Annotated in this window: 34 protein-coding genes and 2 tRNA genes; all 36 read left to right on the plus strand. The window is 61.3% G+C overall.

The features are described from left to right. Positions 1 to 223 precede the first annotated feature (223 nt). Positions 224 to 1,039: a PD-(D/E)XK nuclease-like domain-containing protein gene (locus tag ACYVKI_RS10590; RefSeq protein WP_460690314.1), complete on the plus strand. Its 816-nt coding sequence runs from the start codon at positions 224 to 226 to the stop codon at positions 1,037 to 1,039. Continuing rightward, positions 1,036 to 1,602, plus strand: coding sequence for a hypothetical protein (locus ACYVKI_RS10595; RefSeq protein WP_460690315.1), 567 nt, complete (start codon positions 1,036 to 1,038; stop codon positions 1,600 to 1,602). Before ACYVKI_RS10590 ends, ACYVKI_RS10595 begins: the two co-directional genes overlap by 4 nt. A 200-nt stretch (positions 1,603 to 1,802) precedes the next feature. Next, complete coding sequence (locus ACYVKI_RS10600) at positions 1,803 to 2,138, plus strand: hypothetical protein (RefSeq protein ID WP_460690316.1); 336 nt, start codon at positions 1,803 to 1,805, stop codon at positions 2,136 to 2,138. Continuing rightward, a complete protein-coding gene (locus tag ACYVKI_RS10605; RefSeq protein ID WP_460690317.1) occupies positions 2,123 to 2,467 on the plus strand; it encodes a hypothetical protein in 345 nt (114 codons plus the stop codon). Before ACYVKI_RS10600 ends, ACYVKI_RS10605 begins: the two co-directional genes overlap by 16 nt. A gap of 109 nt (positions 2,468 to 2,576) precedes the next feature. Then, positions 2,577 to 3,092 carry a hypothetical protein gene (locus tag ACYVKI_RS10610; RefSeq protein WP_460690318.1) on the plus strand — a complete coding sequence of 172 codons (516 nt, stop codon included), beginning with the start codon at positions 2,577 to 2,579 and terminating at the stop codon, positions 3,090 to 3,092. After that, a complete protein-coding gene (gene nrdH, locus ACYVKI_RS10615; RefSeq protein WP_460690319.1) occupies positions 3,089 to 3,331 on the plus strand; it encodes a glutaredoxin-like protein NrdH in 243 nt (80 codons plus the stop codon). Before ACYVKI_RS10610 ends, nrdH begins: the two co-directional genes overlap by 4 nt. Before the next feature lie 79 nt (positions 3,332 to 3,410). After that, positions 3,411 to 3,884: a single-stranded DNA-binding protein gene (locus ACYVKI_RS10620; protein ID WP_460690320.1), complete on the plus strand. Its 474-nt coding sequence runs from the start codon at positions 3,411 to 3,413 to the stop codon at positions 3,882 to 3,884. A 942-nt stretch (positions 3,885 to 4,826) separates the two neighbouring features. Next, entirely contained in the window at positions 4,827 to 5,237 is a 411-nt protein-coding gene (locus ACYVKI_RS10625; protein ID WP_460690321.1) for a hypothetical protein, read from the plus strand. Next, positions 5,234 to 5,491: a hypothetical protein gene (locus ACYVKI_RS10630; RefSeq protein WP_460690322.1), complete on the plus strand. Its 258-nt coding sequence runs from the start codon at positions 5,234 to 5,236 to the stop codon at positions 5,489 to 5,491. The genes ACYVKI_RS10625 and ACYVKI_RS10630 overlap by 4 nt, the downstream gene beginning before the upstream one ends. Further along, positions 5,488 to 6,279 carry a ribonuclease H-like domain-containing protein gene (locus tag ACYVKI_RS10635; RefSeq protein WP_460690323.1) on the plus strand — a complete coding sequence of 264 codons (792 nt, stop codon included), beginning with the start codon at positions 5,488 to 5,490 and terminating at the stop codon, positions 6,277 to 6,279. The genes ACYVKI_RS10630 and ACYVKI_RS10635 overlap by 4 nt, the downstream gene beginning before the upstream one ends. Before the next feature lie 79 nt (positions 6,280 to 6,358). Beyond that, the gene (locus ACYVKI_RS10640; protein WP_460690324.1) at positions 6,359 to 6,568 is read left to right on the plus strand and encodes a hypothetical protein; all 210 of its coding nucleotides are present in this window, start codon (positions 6,359 to 6,361) and stop codon (positions 6,566 to 6,568) included. After that, positions 6,568 to 7,398, plus strand: a complete 831-nt coding sequence (locus ACYVKI_RS10645; protein WP_460690325.1) for a hypothetical protein — start codon at positions 6,568 to 6,570, stop codon at positions 7,396 to 7,398. The genes ACYVKI_RS10640 and ACYVKI_RS10645 overlap by 1 nt, the downstream gene beginning before the upstream one ends. After that, positions 7,395 to 7,820, plus strand: coding sequence for a hypothetical protein (locus ACYVKI_RS10650; RefSeq protein WP_460690326.1), 426 nt, complete (start codon positions 7,395 to 7,397; stop codon positions 7,818 to 7,820). The genes ACYVKI_RS10645 and ACYVKI_RS10650 overlap by 4 nt, the downstream gene beginning before the upstream one ends. A gap of 48 nt (positions 7,821 to 7,868) precedes the next feature. Further along, positions 7,869 to 8,096: a hypothetical protein gene (locus tag ACYVKI_RS10655; protein ID WP_460690327.1), complete on the plus strand. Its 228-nt coding sequence runs from the start codon at positions 7,869 to 7,871 to the stop codon at positions 8,094 to 8,096. 11 nt (positions 8,097 to 8,107) lie between these two features. Continuing rightward, entirely contained in the window at positions 8,108 to 8,329 is a 222-nt protein-coding gene (locus tag ACYVKI_RS10660; protein WP_460690328.1) for a hypothetical protein, read from the plus strand. Further along, complete coding sequence (locus ACYVKI_RS10665; RefSeq protein ID WP_460690329.1) at positions 8,326 to 8,976, plus strand: DNA-methyltransferase; 651 nt, start codon at positions 8,326 to 8,328, stop codon at positions 8,974 to 8,976. The genes ACYVKI_RS10660 and ACYVKI_RS10665 overlap by 4 nt, the downstream gene beginning before the upstream one ends. A 16-nt stretch (positions 8,977 to 8,992) precedes the next feature. Continuing rightward, positions 8,993 to 9,190 (plus strand): hypothetical protein, encoded by a 198-nt coding sequence (locus ACYVKI_RS10670; RefSeq protein WP_460690330.1) that lies wholly within the window; start codon positions 8,993 to 8,995, stop codon positions 9,188 to 9,190. Then, positions 9,187 to 9,663 carry a hypothetical protein gene (locus ACYVKI_RS10675; protein WP_460690331.1) on the plus strand — a complete coding sequence of 159 codons (477 nt, stop codon included), beginning with the start codon at positions 9,187 to 9,189 and terminating at the stop codon, positions 9,661 to 9,663. Before ACYVKI_RS10670 ends, ACYVKI_RS10675 begins: the two co-directional genes overlap by 4 nt. Positions 9,664 to 9,783: 120 nt before the next feature. Continuing rightward, complete coding sequence (locus tag ACYVKI_RS10680) at positions 9,784 to 9,996, plus strand: hypothetical protein (RefSeq protein ID WP_460690332.1); 213 nt, start codon at positions 9,784 to 9,786, stop codon at positions 9,994 to 9,996. Further along, on the plus strand, positions 9,993 to 10,364 hold the full coding sequence (locus ACYVKI_RS10685; RefSeq protein WP_460690333.1) for a hypothetical protein: 372 nt from the start codon (positions 9,993 to 9,995) through the stop codon (positions 10,362 to 10,364). Before ACYVKI_RS10680 ends, ACYVKI_RS10685 begins: the two co-directional genes overlap by 4 nt. 488 nt (positions 10,365 to 10,852) lie before the next feature. Beyond that, positions 10,853 to 11,095: a hypothetical protein gene (locus ACYVKI_RS10690; protein ID WP_460690334.1), complete on the plus strand. Its 243-nt coding sequence runs from the start codon at positions 10,853 to 10,855 to the stop codon at positions 11,093 to 11,095. After that, positions 11,092 to 11,316 (plus strand): hypothetical protein, encoded by a 225-nt coding sequence (locus ACYVKI_RS10695; RefSeq protein ID WP_460690335.1) that lies wholly within the window; start codon positions 11,092 to 11,094, stop codon positions 11,314 to 11,316. Before ACYVKI_RS10690 ends, ACYVKI_RS10695 begins: the two co-directional genes overlap by 4 nt. Next, a complete protein-coding gene (locus ACYVKI_RS10700; RefSeq protein ID WP_460690336.1) occupies positions 11,313 to 11,501 on the plus strand; it encodes a hypothetical protein in 189 nt (62 codons plus the stop codon). Before ACYVKI_RS10695 ends, ACYVKI_RS10700 begins: the two co-directional genes overlap by 4 nt. A 254-nt stretch (positions 11,502 to 11,755) precedes the next feature. After that, the gene (locus ACYVKI_RS10705; RefSeq protein ID WP_460690337.1) at positions 11,756 to 12,031 is read left to right on the plus strand and encodes a hypothetical protein; all 276 of its coding nucleotides are present in this window, start codon (positions 11,756 to 11,758) and stop codon (positions 12,029 to 12,031) included. Further along, the gene (locus tag ACYVKI_RS10710; RefSeq protein WP_460690338.1) at positions 12,028 to 12,192 is read left to right on the plus strand and encodes a hypothetical protein; all 165 of its coding nucleotides are present in this window, start codon (positions 12,028 to 12,030) and stop codon (positions 12,190 to 12,192) included. Before ACYVKI_RS10705 ends, ACYVKI_RS10710 begins: the two co-directional genes overlap by 4 nt. Beyond that, positions 12,189 to 12,773, plus strand: a complete 585-nt coding sequence (locus tag ACYVKI_RS10715; protein WP_460690339.1) for a hypothetical protein — start codon at positions 12,189 to 12,191, stop codon at positions 12,771 to 12,773. The genes ACYVKI_RS10710 and ACYVKI_RS10715 overlap by 4 nt, the downstream gene beginning before the upstream one ends. Then, positions 12,770 to 13,048: a hypothetical protein gene (locus ACYVKI_RS10720; RefSeq protein ID WP_460690340.1), complete on the plus strand. Its 279-nt coding sequence runs from the start codon at positions 12,770 to 12,772 to the stop codon at positions 13,046 to 13,048. The genes ACYVKI_RS10715 and ACYVKI_RS10720 overlap by 4 nt, the downstream gene beginning before the upstream one ends. 741 nt (positions 13,049 to 13,789) lie before the next feature. Beyond that, positions 13,790 to 13,866 (plus strand) — tRNA-Met (locus ACYVKI_RS10725). Position 13,867: 1 nt separating this feature from the next. Next, positions 13,868 to 13,945: transfer RNA gene (locus ACYVKI_RS10730), tRNA-Pro, on the plus strand. A gap of 47 nt (positions 13,946 to 13,992) precedes the next feature. Continuing rightward, the gene (locus tag ACYVKI_RS10735) at positions 13,993 to 14,199 is read left to right on the plus strand and encodes a hypothetical protein (RefSeq protein ID WP_460690341.1); all 207 of its coding nucleotides are present in this window, start codon (positions 13,993 to 13,995) and stop codon (positions 14,197 to 14,199) included. Between the two features lie 11 nt (positions 14,200 to 14,210). Next, on the plus strand, positions 14,211 to 14,474 hold the full coding sequence (locus ACYVKI_RS10740) for a helix-turn-helix domain-containing protein (RefSeq protein WP_460690342.1): 264 nt from the start codon (positions 14,211 to 14,213) through the stop codon (positions 14,472 to 14,474). A 183-nt stretch (positions 14,475 to 14,657) separates the two neighbouring features. Next, entirely contained in the window at positions 14,658 to 14,876 is a 219-nt protein-coding gene (locus tag ACYVKI_RS10745) for a hypothetical protein (RefSeq protein WP_460690343.1), read from the plus strand. 417 nt (positions 14,877 to 15,293) lie between these two features. Next, positions 15,294 to 15,620 (plus strand): HNH endonuclease, encoded by a 327-nt coding sequence (locus ACYVKI_RS10750; RefSeq protein ID WP_460690344.1) that lies wholly within the window; start codon positions 15,294 to 15,296, stop codon positions 15,618 to 15,620. A gap of 138 nt (positions 15,621 to 15,758) precedes the next feature. Next, complete coding sequence (locus tag ACYVKI_RS10755; protein WP_460690345.1) at positions 15,759 to 16,049, plus strand: hypothetical protein; 291 nt, start codon at positions 15,759 to 15,761, stop codon at positions 16,047 to 16,049. An 82-nt stretch (positions 16,050 to 16,131) separates the two neighbouring features. Further along, positions 16,132 to 18,594, plus strand: coding sequence for an LAGLIDADG family homing endonuclease (locus ACYVKI_RS10760; protein ID WP_460690346.1), 2,463 nt, complete (start codon positions 16,132 to 16,134; stop codon positions 18,592 to 18,594). Beyond that, entirely contained in the window at positions 18,594 to 20,138 is a 1,545-nt protein-coding gene (locus ACYVKI_RS10765) for a hypothetical protein (RefSeq protein WP_460690347.1), read from the plus strand. Before ACYVKI_RS10760 ends, ACYVKI_RS10765 begins: the two co-directional genes overlap by 1 nt. Position 20,139 lies beyond the last annotated feature (1 nt).

A 20,139-nucleotide genomic window follows, 5' to 3' on the forward strand; every position in this document is an offset into this window, starting at 1 on the left:
TGATCCACGGTCGAGAGACGCGGCATGGCACTGAATGCGTCGATTGTGAGACAACCTTCACCGACCCTAGTGTGGCGCGCCGACATCAAGCGCTCACGGAGCACCTATGCCCGAGACAGAAGTGGCGGCGACTGCCGCCGAACTGACCGACTAGACCACACGCGCACACGCAAGCCCTCGCCGATCTGGTGGGGGCTTAGTTGTGCCCTGAAAGGAGAGACGAATGAAGGAGCCTGGACTTTACCCGGATGTGCCGCCGCATGAGTACCACGTGAACGACGGCAGCTTGTCGTCCACTATGGCGAAGATGATCCTGCGTTCACCCGCTCATTTGCGCACCTACTTGGACGGCGATCGCAAGACCACGCCCGCGATGGAGTTCGGCACAGCGGTTCACAGCATGGTGCTAGAGGCGGGCGAGGGTGTCGTCCTGGTGCACGCAGACTCGTGGCGCACTAAGGCGGCGAAAGCGGAGAAGGACGCTATCGAGGCTGAGGGCATGGTGCCGCTGCTGGCCGCTGATTACACGAGGGCGGAGGACATTGCTCGCGCGGTTCATGCTCACCCTGTGGCGGGTCCGTTGTTGCGGGGTGCTGATACTGAGGTGTCGGCTTATGGGCGGCATGGTTCGGGGGTGACGTTGCGTGGCCGGTTTGATGCGGTGAAGTCCGGCGTGTTGATCGACTTGAAGACGGCCATGAGCGCTGACCCTCGTGAGTTTCACCGCACCGCCGCGAGCCTGGGCTACCACATTCAAGCGGCCCACTACAGCGTCCTGTACGAGCTGGCAACCGGTAATCGACCATCCGACTTCCTGTTCATCCTGGCCGAGAAAGAGCGACCACACGCGGTATCCGTGGTCAGGCTCGAACCGGCGTTCATGGACATTGGCCGGGCGCGGGTCGAAGAAGCCGTGCAGCTCTACCACCGGGCACAGCAGACCGGCGAATGGCCCGCATACCCCAGCCACATCCACGACATCGAGCCGCCCATGTGGCTCATGAGCCAAGACGAAGAGGAATTCGAGTTGACACTATGACAAGGATCATCCACACATCAGGGAGCGATCACATCAGCGCTGACCTGTTTGCAGACGGGCCAGACACGTTCACCATCACGGGCGTCACGGAGACGACGCTAGAGGGCGAGAAGAAGCGTCATGCTGTGCAGCTTGCTGAGACGCAGGGTAAGACTTGGGTGCCAGCACTGACTGTCCTGAAGGCGCTGGCGGTCGTTTGGTCCCGCGAGACGAGCAACTGGGTGGGTCAGAAGGTGACCCTGTACCGGGATGAGTCGGTTCGTTTCGGGAAGGAGGCTGTAGGGGGCATCAGGGTCTCGCATATTACGGGGATCAGTGAGCCGCAGACGGTGGAGGTTAGGGGTGCGATGAATCGCCGCGTGTCGTACACGTTCCAGCCGCTCACCGTGTCGCCGCGTGTCACTGAGGAGCAGTGGTCGCGTATCACGGCGGCGGCGGGTGATGTTGACCTGCCCGCGTTGGCCGCTCGTGTTGCTGGCCGCACGTTGTCGTCCCCGTTCGACCTCACGCAGGACGAAGCAGAACAGATCATGAACGAACTGGAAGGAAGCGCTGATGAGTGAGCGGTCAGCTACAGAAGATGAGACGGATACGATTCGGGCGTGCGCTACGACTGTCAACATGAGGGTTAGTGACGAGGTGTTCAATGAATGGCTTAACCGAGTCATGGCAGAGGTGTGGGACGCATGCAACGATGCCGTGGCGTATTGGGCGGGTGCTGAGCTGCCTGACAAGCTGAACCCGTACCGGAAATGGAGGACTGATGATGAGTGAAGTTGATGATGTGCCGCTCCCGTATCACGCGGCGGCGCAGGTCCGAGCATTGGACAAGTACCACCCCGGCAATGATGTGAAGGCTTACAACGCCTACGTCTCGGGTTTTCTTTCTGGTGCCCGACTCGCGCTCTCGGAGCCGATCAATGCGGAACAGATCGAGAAGGCGACTGAGGCTCATATCCCTTGGGAGACAGATGAGTACAACTCGTACCCGGACGGATACCACCCGAGGGCCGTAAGGCACGCACGGGACTACGTAACTATGCTGTTCCGCTCCGCAGGGCTCAGGGTAGAGGAGGGCGACGAATGGCCGACATCTTGAAGCCGCTCCGAGACGCGGCGTTCGAAACGCGGCATGACCGATTCGACGCGGGCTTCATGGGGTGGGGGAATGAGAGTGATGCCTATGATGACGGCTTCCTCGCTGGTGCCCGTCACGCGCTCGCCCACCCCATCATCCTCCGCACACCGGAGGAACTGGACGCGCTGCCGGAGGGGTCCGTGGTGCTGGACAGGGGAGGGACGGCATTCTTCAAGGAAGTGACGGGCGCTTGGTGGAATCGACCCGTGTATCGGTTCTCTGAAGAACTGATCGAGCAGTCTGGATCGGTCCAGCTGATCGAGTTGCCGCGAGGCGAGGAGGCCGAATGAGTGACCAGGAAATGGAAGCTTTGGAGAAGATTGAAGACGCCCTCAAGTCAGGCGACCTTGAGGATGTGCTCGCCGCGTTCCGCGTCGCAGTGGTCCGTGTCGAGGAGGAATGATGCACTACGACCCGGACCACTGCGGAAGGTGGATTGAGGTAGCGCCGGACACCTGGTTCCCCGACACGCTATTGGTTGCAGGAACCGTTGAGGGGTGTGAAGTAAGCGCATGGTACGCGCTGGACGTTAGCCGCCTTCGGTACTCGATATTCGCCCTCCAACTGAGAGCTGAGCCAGACTGCGATGAGATTGACGCGGCGATGCTACGGAGGCTTTCACTCACTGGCTTCCTTGACATGGCGTGGACTATTGCCCGCTCATCGGCAGGTGTACCGCAGGGTGACTTGTGGCCGGGCGGGTTGAGCGCCCCTGATGCGGCCTATCACCCGACGCTGGTAGAGGCTGCTCGGATTTACGCACGGGAAGCGCTTAGCGGCCACCGTCCGGCTAAGGGTGTCCGGGAGCAGATGGGGGTGTCCGCTTCCACGGCGGGTTACTGGATCAGGCGAGCAAAGGATCGCGGATTCCTGATAGTGGAGGGCGATGAATCAATCGACAAGGAGACTGAGTGACAGACGTTGTTGTTTACAGCAAGCCGCAGTGTGTGCAGTGTACGGCGACGTATCGTGCGCTGGATAAGGCGGGCATCACATATGAGGTGGTGGACATCATGCAAGACGACGAAGCGTACGCATACGTCCAGTCGCTGGGCGTGATGCAAGCGCCCGTCGTCGTGGCTGGCGATGAGCACTGGTCCGGCTTCCGACCAGACCTGATAGCCCAGCTCACACCACCAGACACAGCCGCATAACCAAGACACAGAACCACAAGGCACCACCCGAACAGGGGCGGTGCCTTTTCTTATGCCCAAACACCAAGGAGAACAGCGCATGGCAACCACCACGTTCACGGGTCGCGTCACGATGGACCCCGAAATCAAGTACGGCCCGTCAGGCAAGGCGGTCCTCGGACTCAACGTCGCTGAGAACCACCGCCGCAAGAACCCTCAAACCGAGCAGTGGGAAGACTCCGGCACCACATGGCGCAGGGTCACACTGTTTGGCCCGCACGCCGAGAACGCCGCCGACCAGCTCACCAAGGGGTCACTCATCACGGTGACGGGCCGTGAGCAGACCCGCGAGTACACGAAGCAGGACGGCACGCCCGGTAGCTCGTTGGAGGTGCTGGCGGATGAGGTTGGTGTGGTGATCCCACGTTGGGCTCCCCGCGATAACGCGCCTGCCCCTGTCCCGGCTGCGGCACCTGCTGGGGGTGGTTGGGGTGAAGCGCCCGCGCCTAGTGGTTGGGGTGGCGCACCGTCTGGACAGTGGGACACCCCGGACTCAAGCCCCACGGCTTTCTGACCCCGCCACCCGTCATCGTCGCCCCGTCCACCCTCACACGGTGGGCGGGGCGTCCGAATGTACCCCACACAGGGCACAAAAGGAGGCCCCATGCCACCCCGATTCATCACAGGCACACCATGCCAATACTGCGAATCCCCAATGCGGGCACGGAGACAACCACCACTAGAAGGACACCGCACGCACCGAGGACAGGGCCTCTGCTCCGAGTGCTACAAGACCCGCCGGGAGCCCGGCACACGACGGATAGACGACCCATTCTCGCCGTGGCGGCTACACCAACCATACGAACCACCCACACTCGGCCACCCTGACCCGCTCGTCGCAGAAGACGCGAGGGCACTCCGCGACTGGATACACAGCCGCCGCGCTCGTGGCGTCCCAGCGTGGGGACTCGAACACGAAGAAGGTGCACTATGAGACGACTTGAACCCATGACCCCGTGCGTGTCATGCGGGCACCCACTCCGGCCCGCCAACACAACTGCCACCGAGTGGCCAGGGACGCGGGGGCATCACGGGCGCACCCTTTGCCGGGTGTGCTCAAACGAGGGCCACCCAGGCGAGCCAAGGCATAGGACCTTGGAGCCGGGCGCAACGTGTGCCGACTGTTTTCGACTGATCCGCCCGGAAAAGGCTGACCGTAATGAGTGGCCGGGGACGGTGCTGCACAAGCGCGACGGCCTGTGCTGGAGATGCAGCAATGCCCGGTCGAACTGCCCGGACCTGCGCCTACAGGTCGATCACCCTGACCCGGAGGTGCGAAAAATGGCGCTGGATACGCGGGCTTGGCTTAACGCTAATTGGAGAAAGGCGGCGGCATGAGTAAGTCGTTCTTGTGTGGTCCGCGTATTGGCCGCATTCATGATAAGTGCATTTCTGAGTTCACCTGCTACGACATCAAACATGTTTGCAGGTGCGAACACGATGAGGTGAGGACAGGATGACCTACAACAAAACATACGCCGTGTCCGCGCTGGTGCACCTGGCCGGAGACCTGGCAGAGGAACACGAATCCGCGCTGGTGCTGCTCAGGGCCAAGCGGGCGTACGCCGGGGAGACATGGAGGACGGGAGAAGAGCGGCGCATGACCCGCTACCAGATGGAGGAAGGCGTCATGCAACTGCCCAATAGGACAGCACTCATGCACGCCGCATACCAGTACATCCACGAGCGCGGCATCTACGGGGCACAGGTCGCCGAAACACTACTCAGCGACGACGCCCCACCAACCAACGACCAGAACCTACGAGTCATCGCCGCCCTCGAACAGGTCTACAAAATCCTATGGCCACAACACCCAGAGGTTGAATTCAACATCACAACCTTCATGGAAGAGGAGGACGCCGCATGAGCGACGCACTCAAAGCACTCGAAGCACACGCCCAAGCAGCACACCCAGACGGACTGCTGCAAGCAGCACTAGACAAGCTGTCCACGGAGGAAGGGCCAGCCACAGCCGAACGGTACGCAACCGAAATCCTCACGGGCGGAGTCCCACAGCCAACCATAGCCCGACTGCTCACCGAGCACACCGGGCTTCAGGTGCGCCGCCACCACGTGCGCGACTGGAAACAGCGCCAGGCCGAGAAGGAGAACCACGGATGAGCGACGCACTTAAGGCTCTAGAGAAGATCAAGGCGGAGAAGACCGGACGACCAGGACGGGTGCTCACCATCGACATCGAACGCCTACCCGGCCAGGCGTACGTGTGGGAGCCAAAGACCCGGTACATCTCTCCCCGGAACTTCATCGAGTGGCCGCGCATGGTCTGTTTCGCCGCACGCTGGTACGGACAGTCACGGGTCATCTTCGAGGCCGAGTGGAAAGACCGTACACGGATGATTGAGCGGGCGTGGGAGCTGTACGACGAGGCTGACGCCGTAGTCACGTTCAATGGAATCCGCTTTGACAATAAGCATTTGCGTACCGACTGGTTGGAGGCCGGTTACGGGAAGCCGCGACCATGGAAAGACATTGACCTGTTTCAGCAGGTGAAGCAGTTCGGGTACGAGTCCAAGTCGCTCGACACTGTAACCCGGCGGCTTGGACGACCAGGTAAGGAGACCCACTACGACCTCGAAACCACACTCCAGGCTGTGGCGGGCAACCGGCAGGCGCAGAAGGAGTTGCGCACCTACAACGTGGGCGACATCGAACTCACCGAGTGGCTTTATGACCGGCTCACACCGTGGCTCAACGGGCACCCGCACCTGGGGTCCACCGATGAGCCGTCCTGTAACTCCTGCGGCTCCAAGAAGCTCACGAAGCAGCCGACACGATACCGGGCGGTACTGCTCGACTACGCCCTGTACCGGTGCGACACCTGCTCCAACCTCGTCCGGTCATCATGGCGCGAATCCAGGCTAGCCAACACACAAGGCGTCCGATCCTGACCAGCCCCACCACACGAGCACGCACGGGCCACTCCATACGGGGTGGCCTTACTCATGCTCACACAGAGAGGAGGAAGGCATGGTCATCCAGCCATTCGAGCCACGCGAGCTAGAGCTTGCAATGTCGCGCGCCTGGATCGCAGCAAACCTGTACCTGTACGCACGCGACCTGTCCGACGACGGGCGGCAACAGCTCGTGAAGTGGTGGAACCTCGGCACTGACCACGGCATGGACGCCGAAGAACTCTGCCAAATCATCATCGACAGCAGGAAGGAGGAGCGGGCCTAGTGCGCATCCGAAGCATCAAACCTGAGTTCTGGCGGTCCCCAGACATCCGGCAGCTCGACTGGGACGACCGGCTGCTGTTCATCGGCTTGTGGTCCTACGTGGATGACAACGGGGTGGGCCGGGATGACGTGCCCAGCATCATTGGAGACCTGTTCGCCGGGGACATGTTCGAGAACCCTCGCGAGACAGTCGCGAGAGTGTCGCGAGGGTTGCAGAACCTTTCCGAAGCTGGCCGAATCGCCCGATACCCCACCGAAAAGGGCGATTGCCTGTACATCGTCAACTGGAACAAGCACCAGCGCATCGACAAGCCGAACAAGGCGCGGCTGGACGCTCCACCCCCGGAATTGCAGGCATCGGGCGGGGATTCGCGAGGGTGTCGCGAGGGTGTCGCGAGGGTCCAGGAAATCCCAGCGCCTGGAACAGGGGAACAGGGGAACAGGGGAACAGGGGAAGAAACCCTTTCGCGCACCGGCTCCGCCGTCGCGCACATGACTGAACCCGACACCTTCGACCAGTTCTGGAACACCTACCCCAGAAAGGCAGACAAGAAGAAAGCCCGCACCGCCTACAAGGCGGCACTCAAGCGCGCCGACCCAGACACCATCCTGCGAGGCGCGCAGGCGTACGCGGACGACCCGAACCGGGACGACGCCTACACCAAATACCCCGCGTCATGGCTCAACGCCGACGCCTGGGATAACGACCCGCTACCAGCGAGGGGGCAGACCAGTAACGCACAAGACAGGCGGGCACACCAGATCGTTGACCTCGTAGCCCGCAACATGCCTGGCATGGATGACGACGGAAGGAGACAGATCGGCACATGAACAACCCCACACCAGACATCAACCTCAACAACATCCCGAGAGACGACCGGATCGAACGCCACCACGCCGCAATGCTCGTCGGCTACTGCTCATCCATCGACGCCCGAGTGCAGCCCACCACAGCGAACACCGACCTCTGGTACGACGCCTTGGCCGGGGCACCATTCGGCATCATCCACGACACCATCAAAGCCTGGCACCTCGTCTACCGGAACAAGGAATACCGGCCAGTGATCGACCCGGCCACGATCCGCAAGGAAGCTAAACAGCAGATCGAGGTCGAGCAGCTGAGGCATCATGCGCTGACTCGTGGCCCGACCCCAACACGGGCTCCACGACGAATGCCGAAACGCACCCTCCGACGATTCCAAGCGAAGGGATACCTGACCGACCGGAACCCCAACGACTACCCAGACACCTAAGCCCCGGACCAAACGGCCGGGGCTTTCTCATGCCCGAAGGAGAACCACATGCACGCCAACCCGCCGAAGCCGCCCATTACTGCGGTCACCATCGCACCAATCGGGACAGGACACCCAACCATCTACGGCTGCAAGCTCGTGGACATCGACGCCATGACCGACGACTGGCGGTCCGTCCGCATGGAACAAGTCACCGAAATCGACGGCAAGCCTGTGCCCGAACGTGACGCGCTCATCCCCGTGAACATCACCACCCACGAAATCACCATTCTCTAGGAGAACCACGCATGCCCATCACCGAGGATCAGCGGCTCCAACTCCGCCAGCTGCACCACGAAGACGTCATCCACACATCAAGCCTTGAGAAGGCCCGCCAAGCCGCCCTATTCGATGGACGCATCACAGGGTGGTCCGACACCCCAGAGGCCCACCACATTGCCGGACTCGCGAGGGAATCGCGCCGCCGCTTCTACGCCCTCGTAGACCAACTCGCCAAGGAGGCCCCATGAGCGTCTACTACCAAGACGACCAGGTGACCCTGTACCACGGGGACTGCCTTACCGAGCACCGCGAATGGCTCGACGCCGACGTGCTGGTCACTGACCCGCCATACGGGATCAACTACACATCAGGTGCTCGCCGTGAGCGTCTGGCGCGGTCGATCATCGGAGACAAAGACACCAGCGCACGAGACCACGTCCTCGACGCCTGGGGCGACCGACCCTCCGTCACGTTCGGCACCTGGAGAATCCCTCGCCCAGCGAGCACCCGCGCCCTGCTCGTATGGGATACCAAGGGGGCGCTGGGTATGGGTGCACTCGACCTGCCTTGGAAACCCGCGCACCAGGAGATCTACATCGCTGGGAACGGATTCGGGGGACGCAGAACCACAGACGTGCTCAGCATCGCGCCGGTTCAGTCCACTGCCCGCAACGGGAGAAACCACCCCCACGAGAAGCCCTTGTCGCTGATGCAGGCCCTTCTCATGAAGTGCCCGCCCGGCACTGTAGCCGACCCGTTCGCAGGCTCCGGGGCAACCCTCATCGCGGCCCGGAATCTCGGCCGCCGCGCTATTGGGGTCGAGCTGGAAGAACGCTACTGCGAAATCATCGCGACGAGGCTCAGCCAAGGCGTATTCGACCTCACCTCACTCTGACCCTGAAGGAGACCCCATGACGACCCGGATCATCACCCAGGACCGGCGCGACCTCATCTGGAAACACGTGTGCGCATACGGTCTCGCCATGCAGCGAGCGGGTCACAGGGCGGCGATGCGGCAAGACCCAGAACCAGCCTGGGACGAAGGAGAAGCACACCTCGCCCTCATCCAACAACTCATCGACCCCACCAGCAAGGAGGACCAAACGTGAGCAGCACAGAACAGAAGCTCGAACAGGCCCGCGAACGAAACCGCGTCGCCCAGGACCGAGCTGACTACCTCTACCGGCACACCGGAGTCCCCGACGACCCCGGCGCAGTGTCCGGCATCCGACGCAAGAGCACACCCCGCCAGGTCGCACGATCCGCCGCGCTGACTGACCGTGCGTTGGATGCGTACAAGGAAGCCGAGCGCACCCGGAAGGCGGTCGAGCGGCTGGAAGCAAAGCTGCGCCACGAGCAGAAGGAGGCAGAGGCCAACGCGGCCGCCACGGTGGACCTCGCCCGGCTCAAGCCCGGCGACCTCATCCGATACCGCAGTCACGGTCACAGCGTCGGCAACTGGCTCCGCGTCAAACGCGTCAACCGGACCACCGTCACCTGCCAGGAATCCGGCCCCGGCATGGACCCGCCCCGCATCCCCCACGACCGCATCGTAGAAACCCGCCACCAGGAGGACACGTGATGACTGAGGCACAGCTCGAACAACTCCGCCGGTTGCAAGAACGATTCGCGGACTGCTCACCCGAAGCCCGCGCCCGACTCGCAAGATGCATCCACGCACTCGAACAGGAAGAGACCCACGATGAGTGAGCAGCCAGACCACGGCGGCGCGATTGCCCTCGGCACCATCAGCATCAGCTACGCAATCGACCCAGACGGACAACCAGACGTAGGCATGAGCTTCGCTGAAGACCTGCCACTCGTCACACAGCTCGGAATGCTCGCACTCGCGAAAGACACCCTGCTCCGTGCTGACGAATGGGACGACGACTACGACGAAGAGGACGACGAATGATGACTGAGCCGCTGCATACTTTCTGGGTGCCGAAGCCAACCGACTGGCTCAACTCGAACAAACACATCCGCAACCACGGACACCGGAACGCGCTCGTGCACGCATGGAAGACAGCCGGGTGGAAGGCGGCGGATGGAGGGCCGCGATTCGCGCGTGCGCACATCGTCGTGCACCTCGTGAAGAACCCTGGCGGCGGACGGTGGGACCCAGGCAACTGGTATCCCTCCGCCAAGGCCGTCATTGACGGCATGGTGAAAGCCGGTCTACTGCCGGACGACGACCACCGTCACCTCATCGGACCAGACATGCGACACGGAGGGACCAGCGTCGATGACCCTGGCCTGAGAGTCGAAATCTGGCCCGCATAGCCGCTGTCCGCCATTCTCCCGGCCCAGCAACCCATGACGGTCCCCACGGACCACCGAACCCCACAAGCGCTCTGAGACACGCTCAGGGCGCTTTTCTAATGCCCGAAGGAGGACGCCGCTGCTCTGCCCACCATGCCAGAAAGCCCACGACGCCTGGCTCGAACCGCGACACCACCACATCAAGAACACCCTCCCCGCCGTCGGACGAATCAGCGTCTCCTCGATCCGAGACGCCGAAACAGCAAACTACCGCGAATGGCGCAACCGGGTGCGACGACAACTAGACCTCATCCGCGACACCTGCGAAAGGAACCACCAACCATGACCCCGAAGCTCATCCGGTGGGCGGTCGCGCTCATCGTCTTCACCGCAACAGTCGCCCCATGGATCACATGGCGAAGACACCCAGAACCACGACCAGCCTTCAACCGACAACGAGCACGCGCCGAACTCGCATCACACCGAACACCACGCAAGGAGAAACAACCATGACCCGTGAACCATTCAGCCCCCACCTGCCCAACCAGGACAAGCCCACCGCCACCGAAACAGCCGGAGCAATCACCTTCCTCACCGGGGCAGGACTCATCCCCATCAGCGCAATCAGCGGCATCCTCTGGGGATTCGGACTCGACCGATTCGGCCACATCGCCACATGGACATTCACCGGGGCAGTAGCAGCACTCACCATCGGCGGCATCACACTCGTCGCAGGAGGACGCAAACGATGATCAGCATCGTCACAGGAACCGCCGTCGGCATATATCTCGGCGTCGCGGCAATAATCCTCTTCTTCAGCGTCATCATCATCGTCACCGACGACGACCACCGCGACCCAGTAGTTCGAAACGCGTACCTCCTCCTCCGTGGAGGCTTCCTCGCCTGGCCCCTGTGGCTCGCCGGACTGCTTTCCCAGCGCCTACGCAAGATTCGAGAGGGGATGGATTCATGATCACTGACCCGTCGCCCGTGACCATTATCGCGTTCGCCGTCTGGATGCTGACCAGCTTCGTGTTCTTCGTCGCTCGATACGCGGGACGCCAGACGCTGGCCGACGTGTTCAGCGTCATCGCACTCTTCTCAGCCTGCATCGCGATACCGCTATGGCTCTACGAATGGATGGGGGCAATCACATGATCCACGGGACAAGCTTCTTCGCCTACATCGCCCACGGCATCCACCAGCTCGAAACCTACCTGGGCACACCCACAATCACCACACACGAACCCTGGCACGGATGGGACTGAACAAATGGGGCCGCTGACCGAGCACGAACACAAGCGCTTCTGGATGGGCAAACCCGTAGACGACAAAGAAACCAAGGAGGCAGTGCTCAGAGACAAGCCACCGGGCTACCTCATCGTGTGGCCGGACGGAACAGGAGAGTGGACATGACCATCCACCCGGAATTCGCGTTCGCCTACCTGGGGATCGTTGTCATGGCAACCCTGGTGGCGTGGGTTATCTACGCGCAAGAGATTCGACGCCTAAAGGACTGGGACCGGCAGTGCTGCTACCCCATCAGTTGCACGCCGTCTCGTCATCGGGACGCGGCACGGAAGGCACGCAAGACAGCGCTCTACGTCTGGATATGGCCCGCAGTCCTCGCGTTCATCATCGCCCGCAGCTTCTGGAACCTCATCACCGGGAAGGAACTCAACCAATGACCGACGACACCGGGCTCCCAGAACACCTCACCGGCTACTACGAAGGCGACCTGGCGGCAGTGCAGGAAGCCGCACGAGCCCGCCGCGAATGGCTCGAACAACAAACCCGCCAAGCAGCCCAAGACGGCACCTACTTCCGCACACCACAGGAGGACGGATGATCTGCACCTACCCAGGATGTGACCGCCCAACACAGGAATACCTCTGCCACGACTGCACCACCGGCCTCGCAGACGACATCAACCGCATCCCCGACCTCGTGCCCGTCCTGCAGCTCATCGTCACCGGCGAAGAGAAGCCCTTCACCCAACGCACAGCATCAGGCGGCGGAACGGGCAGCGGGGGAGGGCCACGCGAACCCATCAACATGAGCGCACTCTCACTGCTGCATAACTTCCAGATGGTAGAGCCCGCCACAACCTACGCCAGGCAGGCAGACGGAGCACGAGCCAAAGAACGCATCCACGCCTGGGTCGAAACAGCCGACCACATGGTCAACGGGGCCGACGAAGACAAACCCACACCCGACTACATCAACTACAGACTCCGCGACATCCACCCCATGCCCGTCCGACACCTCATCCCCTGGCTCCGCGAAAAAACCGGCATCAACCTCACCAAACAGAACATCAAAGACTGGGCCAGGCGAGGTAAACTCGACCGACACAACGACACCGGCCACCCCACCTACCACCCAGCCGACGTACTCCACGCCCACCACAACGACAGGAGGACCACATGACCGCAACAATCCTCAACCGTGACCTCTGCGTCGAGTACAGCGAATGGGCGCAACCCGGCGACATCATCGTCATACTCGCAGTCGAAGGCCGAGCGCACCACTCTTTCGCGATGTACTCGAACGACGACATGTGGACACAGATCGACCCTGAAGGCATCACAAAAGAAGGAGAACTTATGCGCCTTGAGCCGGAACAGGTCACCTCCTGGAGGCCCGCGCACATCAACACAGGAGTGCCCGTCGAGCTGTGGGCACAAAACCCCTGGGCCGCCTAGGAGCCTAACTTGAACCAACCAGACGAATTCATGTACATCATGATCTGCGCCGCAGCACTATTCCTGGGCATATACCTATCGCAACTGATAGGCGGGGAAGCCGAACTCCCCAAATGGTGCAAACCATTCGCGACGGCCTGGGACTGGATCGTAGAAAAAATCAGAACAATCACACCCACAGGCAGATAACCTGTGCTAAAATGGTAGCGATCGGTCGTATTTGGCGAACCCAAAAACGGAAGATCACCTAGCTGGCACTCGTCCTCCGGGACTGGGTGCCTTTTATTATGCCCGGAAACGGGCGCGCCGCACTGCGGGACAGACCGCGCCAGACGAAATCACCAAGCCGACACAACAGAACGGCACACGTCATGGAAGTGACCCCGGTGCAAATCCGGGGGCGGCGGCTGCTACAAGGGATGGTAGCTACCACGAGCGTCGGAACAAGGTCTCCGGCATTCATACATGGCACGCTCCCCGTCTCGCGTAAGTGACGAGGACTTGTCACAACTTCATAGCGCGGGCGCGCTCGAATTCCCGGACGCCCTAGGGCAACCGGCCAACGTGCCCGCGCCAACAACTTCATAGGCGCTCCACCGGCTGACACGTGAGCAGCCGGACACGCGGCGCAACAACTGAATCACGTCATGTACCGGTGCACACAGCACCCCAGGGCATGGCCTCAAGCCGCACGCTCAAATGGGACGCGCCATAGACCGCCCCCAAGCCTCTGCGGCTCACACCACGGTAGGGCAGTTAGGTAGCCCGCCAGGCGCATAACCTGGAGGTCGCCAGTTCGAATCTGGCCCGTGGAACCAACGGACTGTAGCGCAGCCTGGTCAGCGCACTCGCCTTGGGCGCGAGGGGCCGAAGGTTCGAATCCTTCCAGTCCGACCAACAATGAACATTCAAATATCATTTGATAGTTCACCACGGGAGGCAGCATGGACGACTTCTGGAAGAAGTTCGACATCGACAACGCACCCGTCCACGACACCGCCGCCGAACTCTCGCAAGCCAGCATCCAAGCACACCTGGAAACACGAGGCTTCAGCTACGACGAAGACGGCGCGCTCATGGTCAGTGAACAGGCCGTCGAAGCGTTCGTAGACGAATGGCGAGACGAACTCGAATGGCTCGCTGAGCGCTAGAAGGAGACGACGTGGGCAGGGACGAAGCGATGAAGGCGGCGGCTCACCATGCCGTGCGCGCCAAGAACGAGGTTCCCCGGAGCATTAAATCCCTCCGAAAGAACCTAGGGCAAAACCGATCAGAGGTGGCTCGCTGTCTCGGAATCGACGAGACCATGGTCGAGGACATCGAAGAAGGCGACTACGAGCTGCACTTAGGGGAGCTCGTAGAGATTGCTGTCGCCCTCCGCGCTCGACTCGATATCACCCTGGTGCCCATACACGACGCCGGATAGGACCCGTCATGTCCCGCTCTGAGAAGACCAGCCCCGCAGACGGATACACCACACGCGGCGACGCATAGGCATCACACTCACGCACCTGCTGGATGTGCCACAAAGGCACCCGGCCCAAACGCATGTACCGGTCGAAGCCGCGCCGCAGACAAGCCAAGCAGGACATCCGAAGGAGACTCAACGATGAGTGACGAAACCCTACGAGCAATCCTCTCCGAGCTGCGCGAACACAACCAACGCGAACGAAACCGCAAACAGCCTATGCCCGTCACCAACGTCTACAACAACACCGGGGAAACCGAGCTCGCATTCAACGCGAACCAGCTCGACAAGCTAGCAGACGAGACCAAGAAAGCCTGGGATCGAGCCAAACGACGCCAAGCGACACGGCGGGGCCGATGATTGACCCCGGAGAAACCAGCTGCCAAGCCGAACACTGCTGCAACGGGCGCGACTGCCAAGACGCTCCCAGCACTATCTACCCCGGACCCATCGTGATCAAGAACAACACGGGACACCCCGAACGCATCATCCGGCCCCAACCCCGACCCCAGACAAGGGAATGGGACCAGCCGGAGACGGACTAGCCCCTGGCATATCCGCACCCCACATGCGGAACCGCCCACCACCCCCACAAGACCGCCCACGCACTAGCCCGCCCCAAACACACCCCGTGTACAGGCGGACGACAGGCGAAGGGCAACACACGTCCGGCCGGTTACTCTCCTTCCCAGCCGGACCGCCGCCCAGCACGTCGCAGATTGAGCCACGCTCTCTCCGTGCTGGGCGGCACCACAAACACGCCCACCGGGAAACAACATGCCCACACACAAGCCCGGACAAACACCCCGCACAGCAACCACACAATGGAAAGCAACACGCCGCAAAGTCATCCGACGCGCACAACGGGACCACATCACCCAATGCCCCGAATGCGGTATCACACTCGACTACCACAACCACGGCAGACGGAACTCCGTACAGGTAGACCACATTCTGCCCGTCGCCCAAGGCGGCACCGACAGACTCACCAACCTGCGAGTCTGCTGCGCACGGTGCAACGCATCACTCGGCGCGAAACAAAAGCCGAAGAAGATGAACACAAAACAGTTTCCCGACTGGTCCGACGACGCCAACAACTGGTAGCAAACCACAAAACCCCAAGTCAGCGGGTCAAAATTTGCAAACAAGGGGTGGGTTTACCCCCCGTTTGCACCCGTAAAGCTCGCCCGGCGGCACTGAGCATCTATACTCACAGCTTTTTCCACAGGAGGTGGACGGCTTATGGCGGCAGAGCTAAAGGCTGTTGGCCCTGAAGATAGCGATTTCCGGCCCGTGGAGTCCGTGTCTGATGCGGTCGAGTTCGGGACCAGGCTGGATGAGCTGATCCAGATGCGTCGGGTCATTGCCCGTCGCCTGGACATTGAGGACACGTCGGCTCGTGACCTGGCGGCGTTGACTAAGCGGCTGGGTGATATCAGCAAGGAGATTGAGGGGCTGCAGAAGCAGTGGGCTGAGGAGGCGCGCGAAAGTGATGTCTCCAGCGATGAGGAGTTCTCAGCCGAAGCTATCTGAGGTTGCTAAGCACCTGGTGATCCCGGAGGGGATCGTATCGACGGGCTGGCCTGCGGTCCGGGATAAGTGTGCTGACCTTGGGGTGACGTTTGACCGGTGGCAGGACGGTATCGGTCAGTTGACGTTGGGGAAGCGTGCTGACGGCTTGTATGCGGCTGCTATTGGTGGTGTCACTTGGTCGATTCCGCGCCAGGTAGGAAAGGCGCTGCCTACAAGCACCCCGGTCCTCTCCATTGGCGGCTGGAAGACTATGGGGTCGCTTGAGGTCGGGGATTGCGTCTTTGGTCCGTCCGGGGAGCCTGTCCGCGTTACCTTCAAGTCGGGCGTCATGCATGACCATGATGTCTACCGCGTAAGGTTCACCGATGGTCGAGTGCTTGATGCGGACGCGGACCACATCTGGACCGTTAAGGATAAGCGCAAGGGCAAGGGTGGCGAATGGGTGAACGTCACCACGCGGCAGATGCTCGAGAGTGGCTTGTATCGCACGTGCTCTTCCCGTCGCTCGGTTACATGCGATGGGCGGAGCTACCAGACTCGGGAGTTCCGGTGGAACCTCCCCGATCAGGAGGCGGTGGACTCGCCTGATGTAGACCTTCCGCTTGATCCGTACCTGCTGGGTGCATGGCTGGGTGACGGAACCTCCGCCCATGGAAGGCTGCATTGCCACAGCGACGACGTGTCGCACTGGTATGAGGCAGTCCGGGATGCCGGGTTTGTGCCTGCTGTCCGCCAAGGCCGCACGTGCACGGAGGTTGGCATCACGACCACGCAGGGGCCGGGTCGGCAGTCTCGGTCGATGGCGGGAAAGCTCCGCGCCCTTGGTGTGCTGGGGAACAAGCACATTCCCGAAGCGTATCTGACGTCTTCCGCTAGTCAGCGGGAGGCGCTGCTGCAGGGTCTCATGGACACTGACGGGAGTATCAGTGAGCGGGGCAAGGTGGAGTTCTGCTCTACGACGCGCGATCTTGCTGAGGGCGTGCTGTTCCTTGCCCGGTCGCTGGGTTGGCGTCCGGTTCTTCGTGAGGGGCGGAGCTTCCTGAACGGTGTTGAGCACAAGACTCGTTATCGCGTGACTTTCACTCCTGATTCTGGTCGCGGGTTTAGCCCGTTCCGCATGGCGCGGAAGGCTTCGCGCGTTAAGGAGACGGTGCGTCGTGGGACGCGCACGGTGTCGGTCGAGGCCATTGAACTAGTGGATTCTGTGCCGGTCCAGTGCATCGCCGTTGATTCGGAGGACAGCCTTTACCTGGCTGGTCGTGGGCTAGTCCCGACGCATAACACGTTCACTATCGGTCACATCATTTTCGCGTTGTGCATCTTGAATCCGGGGATGACGGTGTTGTGGACTGCGCACCGGTCGCGGACGGCTGATGAGACGTTCGATGACATGAAGGGGATGTCTTCGAAGTCGAAGATCGCGCCTTATATGGATGATCCGTTGAATGGTGCCGGTCAGCAGGCGATCCGTTTCAGGAATGGTTCGCGGATCATGTTTGGTGCGCGTGAGCAGGGTTTTGGTCGTGGGTTCACGAGGGTCAGTATCGCTGTGTTTGATGAGGCGCAGATTCTTACTGATCGCGCGATTGATGACATGCTTCCTGCGACGAACAGTGTGGAGAACGCGCTGGTGATCATGATCGGCACGCCGCCGAAGCCGGTTGATCCTTCTGAGGTGTTTTCTGAGGCTCGGCGTCAGGCGCTCTCTGGTGAGGAGAAGGACGCCCTGTATGTGGAGTTGGGTGCTGATGATGATGCTGACCCTGACGATTGGGAGCAGCTTGCTAAGGCTAACCCGTCGTTTCCGCATCGTACGTCGAAGACGGCGATTATGCGCATGAAGAAGAAGATGTCGCCTGAGTCGTTCGTTCGTGAGGGGCTGGGTGTTTGGGATGAGGAGTCGTCTGAGTCTTCTGCGTTGGATGTGAGGCGTTGGGGTCGTCTGGCGATTAGTCCTGAGACTGTACCTGCTGCGGGTCGGACGGTGTATGGGGTGAAGTTTTCGCCGGATGGTTCTGAGGTGGCGTTGGGGGTTGCGCGTCGTCCTGGTGAGGGTCCGGTTCATGTTGCCCCTGTGCGGCATGTGTCGATGTCTGAGGGCACGGGCTGGTTGGTTGATTGGCTGGCTGAGCGTGCTGAGGGTGCGGCGCAGATTGTGGTTGATGGGAAGTCTGGCACTGGCGCTTTGGTGAATGATTTGCGGGCGGCGGGTGTGCGTAATCCGAAGCTTGTGATTGTGCCGAAGCTGGATGAGGTGACGACTGCGCACGCGATGTTGCGGCAGGCGGTGACGGATGGGTCGTTGTCGCATTGTGGGGATGCTGGTTTGGATTCGCAGGTTGAGGGTGCGTTGCGTCGTCCTATTGGCACTCAGGGTGGTTTTGGTTGGAAGGCTGAGGAGGGTGGGACGGTGACTCTTCTGGAGGCTGTGACGTTGGCGCATTGGGGTGCGGTGACGACGAAGCGTAATCCTGGGGCGGGTGGTTCTGGGCGTGGTGGGCGTGCGGTGCGTGGTCGTGCGCCGTTGAGGCGAGGGGGTCGCTGATGTCTGGTTTGACGGAGGATGAGCGGCTTCTTGTGTCTCGGTTGTTTCGTACGATTCAGGATCGTTCGAGGCGGAACCTGTTGCGTGGGGATTTTTCTGAGGCTGAGGTGAAGCTGCGTTCGCTGGGTGTGGAGATTCCGCCTGGTATGGAGCGGTTTATGACGGCGTTGTCGTGGCCGCAGAAGGCTGTGACGGCGTTTGCTGATCGTCAGATTCCTACGGGTTTTAGTACGCATGAGCCTACGTCGCTTGTGGATGATGTTGAGGCGGCGTGGGAGGACAATAGCTTTGATTCGCGTGAGCGTGAGGCGATTGAGGCTGCGGATGAGCTCGGTTGTTCGTTCGTGTTCTCGACGTATGGTGACGTGTCGGCGGGGGAGCCGTATGTGGTGTTGTCTCCGCGTACGGCGTTGACGGCGACTGCTGAGCTTGATCCGCGTACGGGTGAGGTGTCTGCTGCTCTTGAGGTTGTGGGGCAGGATGAGGCGAACCTGTATCTGCCGCATCGTGTTGTGCATCTTGAGCGTGGTACGGGTGGCGAGTGGTCGCGTGTTGATGAGGTGTCTACGCCGACTTCTCGTGTGCAGTGCGCGGTGTATGTGCATGGGTCGAAGCTGGGGAAGCCGTTTGGTCGTTCTCGCATTTCGCGGCCGGTGATGGATTTGACGCTGGCGGGGATGCGCACCCTGATTCGTCAGGAGGTTGCGGCGCAGTTCTTCATGCATCCGCGTTTCTTGCTGCTGGGTGCGGATGTGTCGTCGTTTACTGATCCTTCGACGGGGCGCGAGTTGTCGCCGTGGGACGTGATGATGGGCGCGGTCAATGGTCTGCCGGATGTGACGACTGATGATGACCCGGATGTGCCGGACTCTCTGCGTCGCGCTGGTGTGCACACGTTCCAGCAGCTGTCGATGCAGCCGTTCAGCGATCAGTTCCGGTTGCTGGCGGCGGCGTTCTCGGGTGAGTCGTCTATTCCGCCGCAGTATCTCGGTGTGGTTCAGGACAGTAACCCTACGTCTGCGCAGGCAATTGAGGCGTCTGAGGTTGATTTGGTTCGGAAGGTGCGCGCTCAGAATCCGATCCTTGGTCGCGGACGTCGGACGTTGGCGCTGAACGTGCTGTCGCTCATCCATGGCTCCCGGCTGGACCCGGAGGCGTACGCGGAGCTGCGCGGTTTGACGGCGCGCTGGGAGGACCCGCGCACCCGGTCCATGGCGGAGCAGTCGAACATGGTGCACCAGCAGACGCAGATCGGGAATCTCCAGGCTGGCACGCGGACGACTCTGGGCCTGCTGCCGTTCTCCAAGGAGACGGTGGAGGCTGCGGCTCGTGAGAACGAGCGGGCGGCTGGCGGCTCTCTGCTGGATCAGATCATGGCTGAGTCTGCTGGCGATGGTGTCCCGTTGTCTGACCGCGCGAACACGTTTGGGATTCTGATTCGTTCTGGTGTGTCTCCTGAGTCTGCGGCCCGTATTGCGGGGCTGGAGGGTGTGGAGATGGTGCCGGGGATTATTCCTGCGTCTCTGCGTGATGAGGGTGCGTGAC

The organism is Nesterenkonia suensis, from assembly GCF_054782935.1.

Coding starts and splice junctions, on each gene's coding strand:
- ACYVKI_RS10590 (WP_460690314.1), top strand. CDS start 224: ATGAAGGAGCCTGGACTTTACCCGGATGTGCCGCCGCATGAGTACCAC.
- ACYVKI_RS10595 (WP_460690315.1), top strand. CDS start 1,036: ATGACAAGGATCATCCACACATCAGGGAGCGATCACATCAGCGCTGAC.
- ACYVKI_RS10600 (WP_460690316.1), top strand. CDS start 1,803: ATGATGAGTGAAGTTGATGATGTGCCGCTCCCGTATCACGCGGCGGCG.
- ACYVKI_RS10605 (WP_460690317.1), top strand. CDS start 2,123: ATGGCCGACATCTTGAAGCCGCTCCGAGACGCGGCGTTCGAAACGCGG.
- ACYVKI_RS10610 (WP_460690318.1), top strand. CDS start 2,577: ATGATGCACTACGACCCGGACCACTGCGGAAGGTGGATTGAGGTAGCG.
- ACYVKI_RS10620 (WP_460690320.1), top strand. CDS start 3,411: ATGGCAACCACCACGTTCACGGGTCGCGTCACGATGGACCCCGAAATC.
- ACYVKI_RS10625 (WP_460690321.1), top strand. CDS start 4,827: ATGACCTACAACAAAACATACGCCGTGTCCGCGCTGGTGCACCTGGCC.
- ACYVKI_RS10630 (WP_460690322.1), top strand. CDS start 5,234: ATGAGCGACGCACTCAAAGCACTCGAAGCACACGCCCAAGCAGCACAC.
- ACYVKI_RS10635 (WP_460690323.1), top strand. CDS start 5,488: ATGAGCGACGCACTTAAGGCTCTAGAGAAGATCAAGGCGGAGAAGACC.
- ACYVKI_RS10640 (WP_460690324.1), top strand. CDS start 6,359: ATGGTCATCCAGCCATTCGAGCCACGCGAGCTAGAGCTTGCAATGTCG.
- ACYVKI_RS10650 (WP_460690326.1), top strand. CDS start 7,395: ATGAACAACCCCACACCAGACATCAACCTCAACAACATCCCGAGAGAC.
- ACYVKI_RS10655 (WP_460690327.1), top strand. CDS start 7,869: ATGCACGCCAACCCGCCGAAGCCGCCCATTACTGCGGTCACCATCGCA.
- ACYVKI_RS10660 (WP_460690328.1), top strand. CDS start 8,108: ATGCCCATCACCGAGGATCAGCGGCTCCAACTCCGCCAGCTGCACCAC.
- ACYVKI_RS10665 (WP_460690329.1), top strand. CDS start 8,326: ATGAGCGTCTACTACCAAGACGACCAGGTGACCCTGTACCACGGGGAC.
- ACYVKI_RS10670 (WP_460690330.1), top strand. CDS start 8,993: ATGACGACCCGGATCATCACCCAGGACCGGCGCGACCTCATCTGGAAA.
- ACYVKI_RS10680 (WP_460690332.1), top strand. CDS start 9,784: ATGAGTGAGCAGCCAGACCACGGCGGCGCGATTGCCCTCGGCACCATC.
- ACYVKI_RS10685 (WP_460690333.1), top strand. CDS start 9,993: ATGATGACTGAGCCGCTGCATACTTTCTGGGTGCCGAAGCCAACCGAC.
- ACYVKI_RS10690 (WP_460690334.1), top strand. CDS start 10,853: ATGACCCGTGAACCATTCAGCCCCCACCTGCCCAACCAGGACAAGCCC.
- ACYVKI_RS10695 (WP_460690335.1), top strand. CDS start 11,092: ATGATCAGCATCGTCACAGGAACCGCCGTCGGCATATATCTCGGCGTC.
- ACYVKI_RS10700 (WP_460690336.1), top strand. CDS start 11,313: ATGATCACTGACCCGTCGCCCGTGACCATTATCGCGTTCGCCGTCTGG.
- ACYVKI_RS10705 (WP_460690337.1), top strand. CDS start 11,756: ATGACCATCCACCCGGAATTCGCGTTCGCCTACCTGGGGATCGTTGTC.
- ACYVKI_RS10710 (WP_460690338.1), top strand. CDS start 12,028: ATGACCGACGACACCGGGCTCCCAGAACACCTCACCGGCTACTACGAA.
- ACYVKI_RS10715 (WP_460690339.1), top strand. CDS start 12,189: ATGATCTGCACCTACCCAGGATGTGACCGCCCAACACAGGAATACCTC.
- ACYVKI_RS10720 (WP_460690340.1), top strand. CDS start 12,770: ATGACCGCAACAATCCTCAACCGTGACCTCTGCGTCGAGTACAGCGAA.
- ACYVKI_RS10735 (WP_460690341.1), top strand. CDS start 13,993: ATGGACGACTTCTGGAAGAAGTTCGACATCGACAACGCACCCGTCCAC.
- ACYVKI_RS10745 (WP_460690343.1), top strand. CDS start 14,658: ATGAGTGACGAAACCCTACGAGCAATCCTCTCCGAGCTGCGCGAACAC.
- ACYVKI_RS10750 (WP_460690344.1), top strand. CDS start 15,294: ATGCCCACACACAAGCCCGGACAAACACCCCGCACAGCAACCACACAA.
- ACYVKI_RS10755 (WP_460690345.1), top strand. CDS start 15,759: ATGGCGGCAGAGCTAAAGGCTGTTGGCCCTGAAGATAGCGATTTCCGG.
- ACYVKI_RS10765 (WP_460690347.1), top strand. CDS start 18,594: ATGTCTGGTTTGACGGAGGATGAGCGGCTTCTTGTGTCTCGGTTGTTT.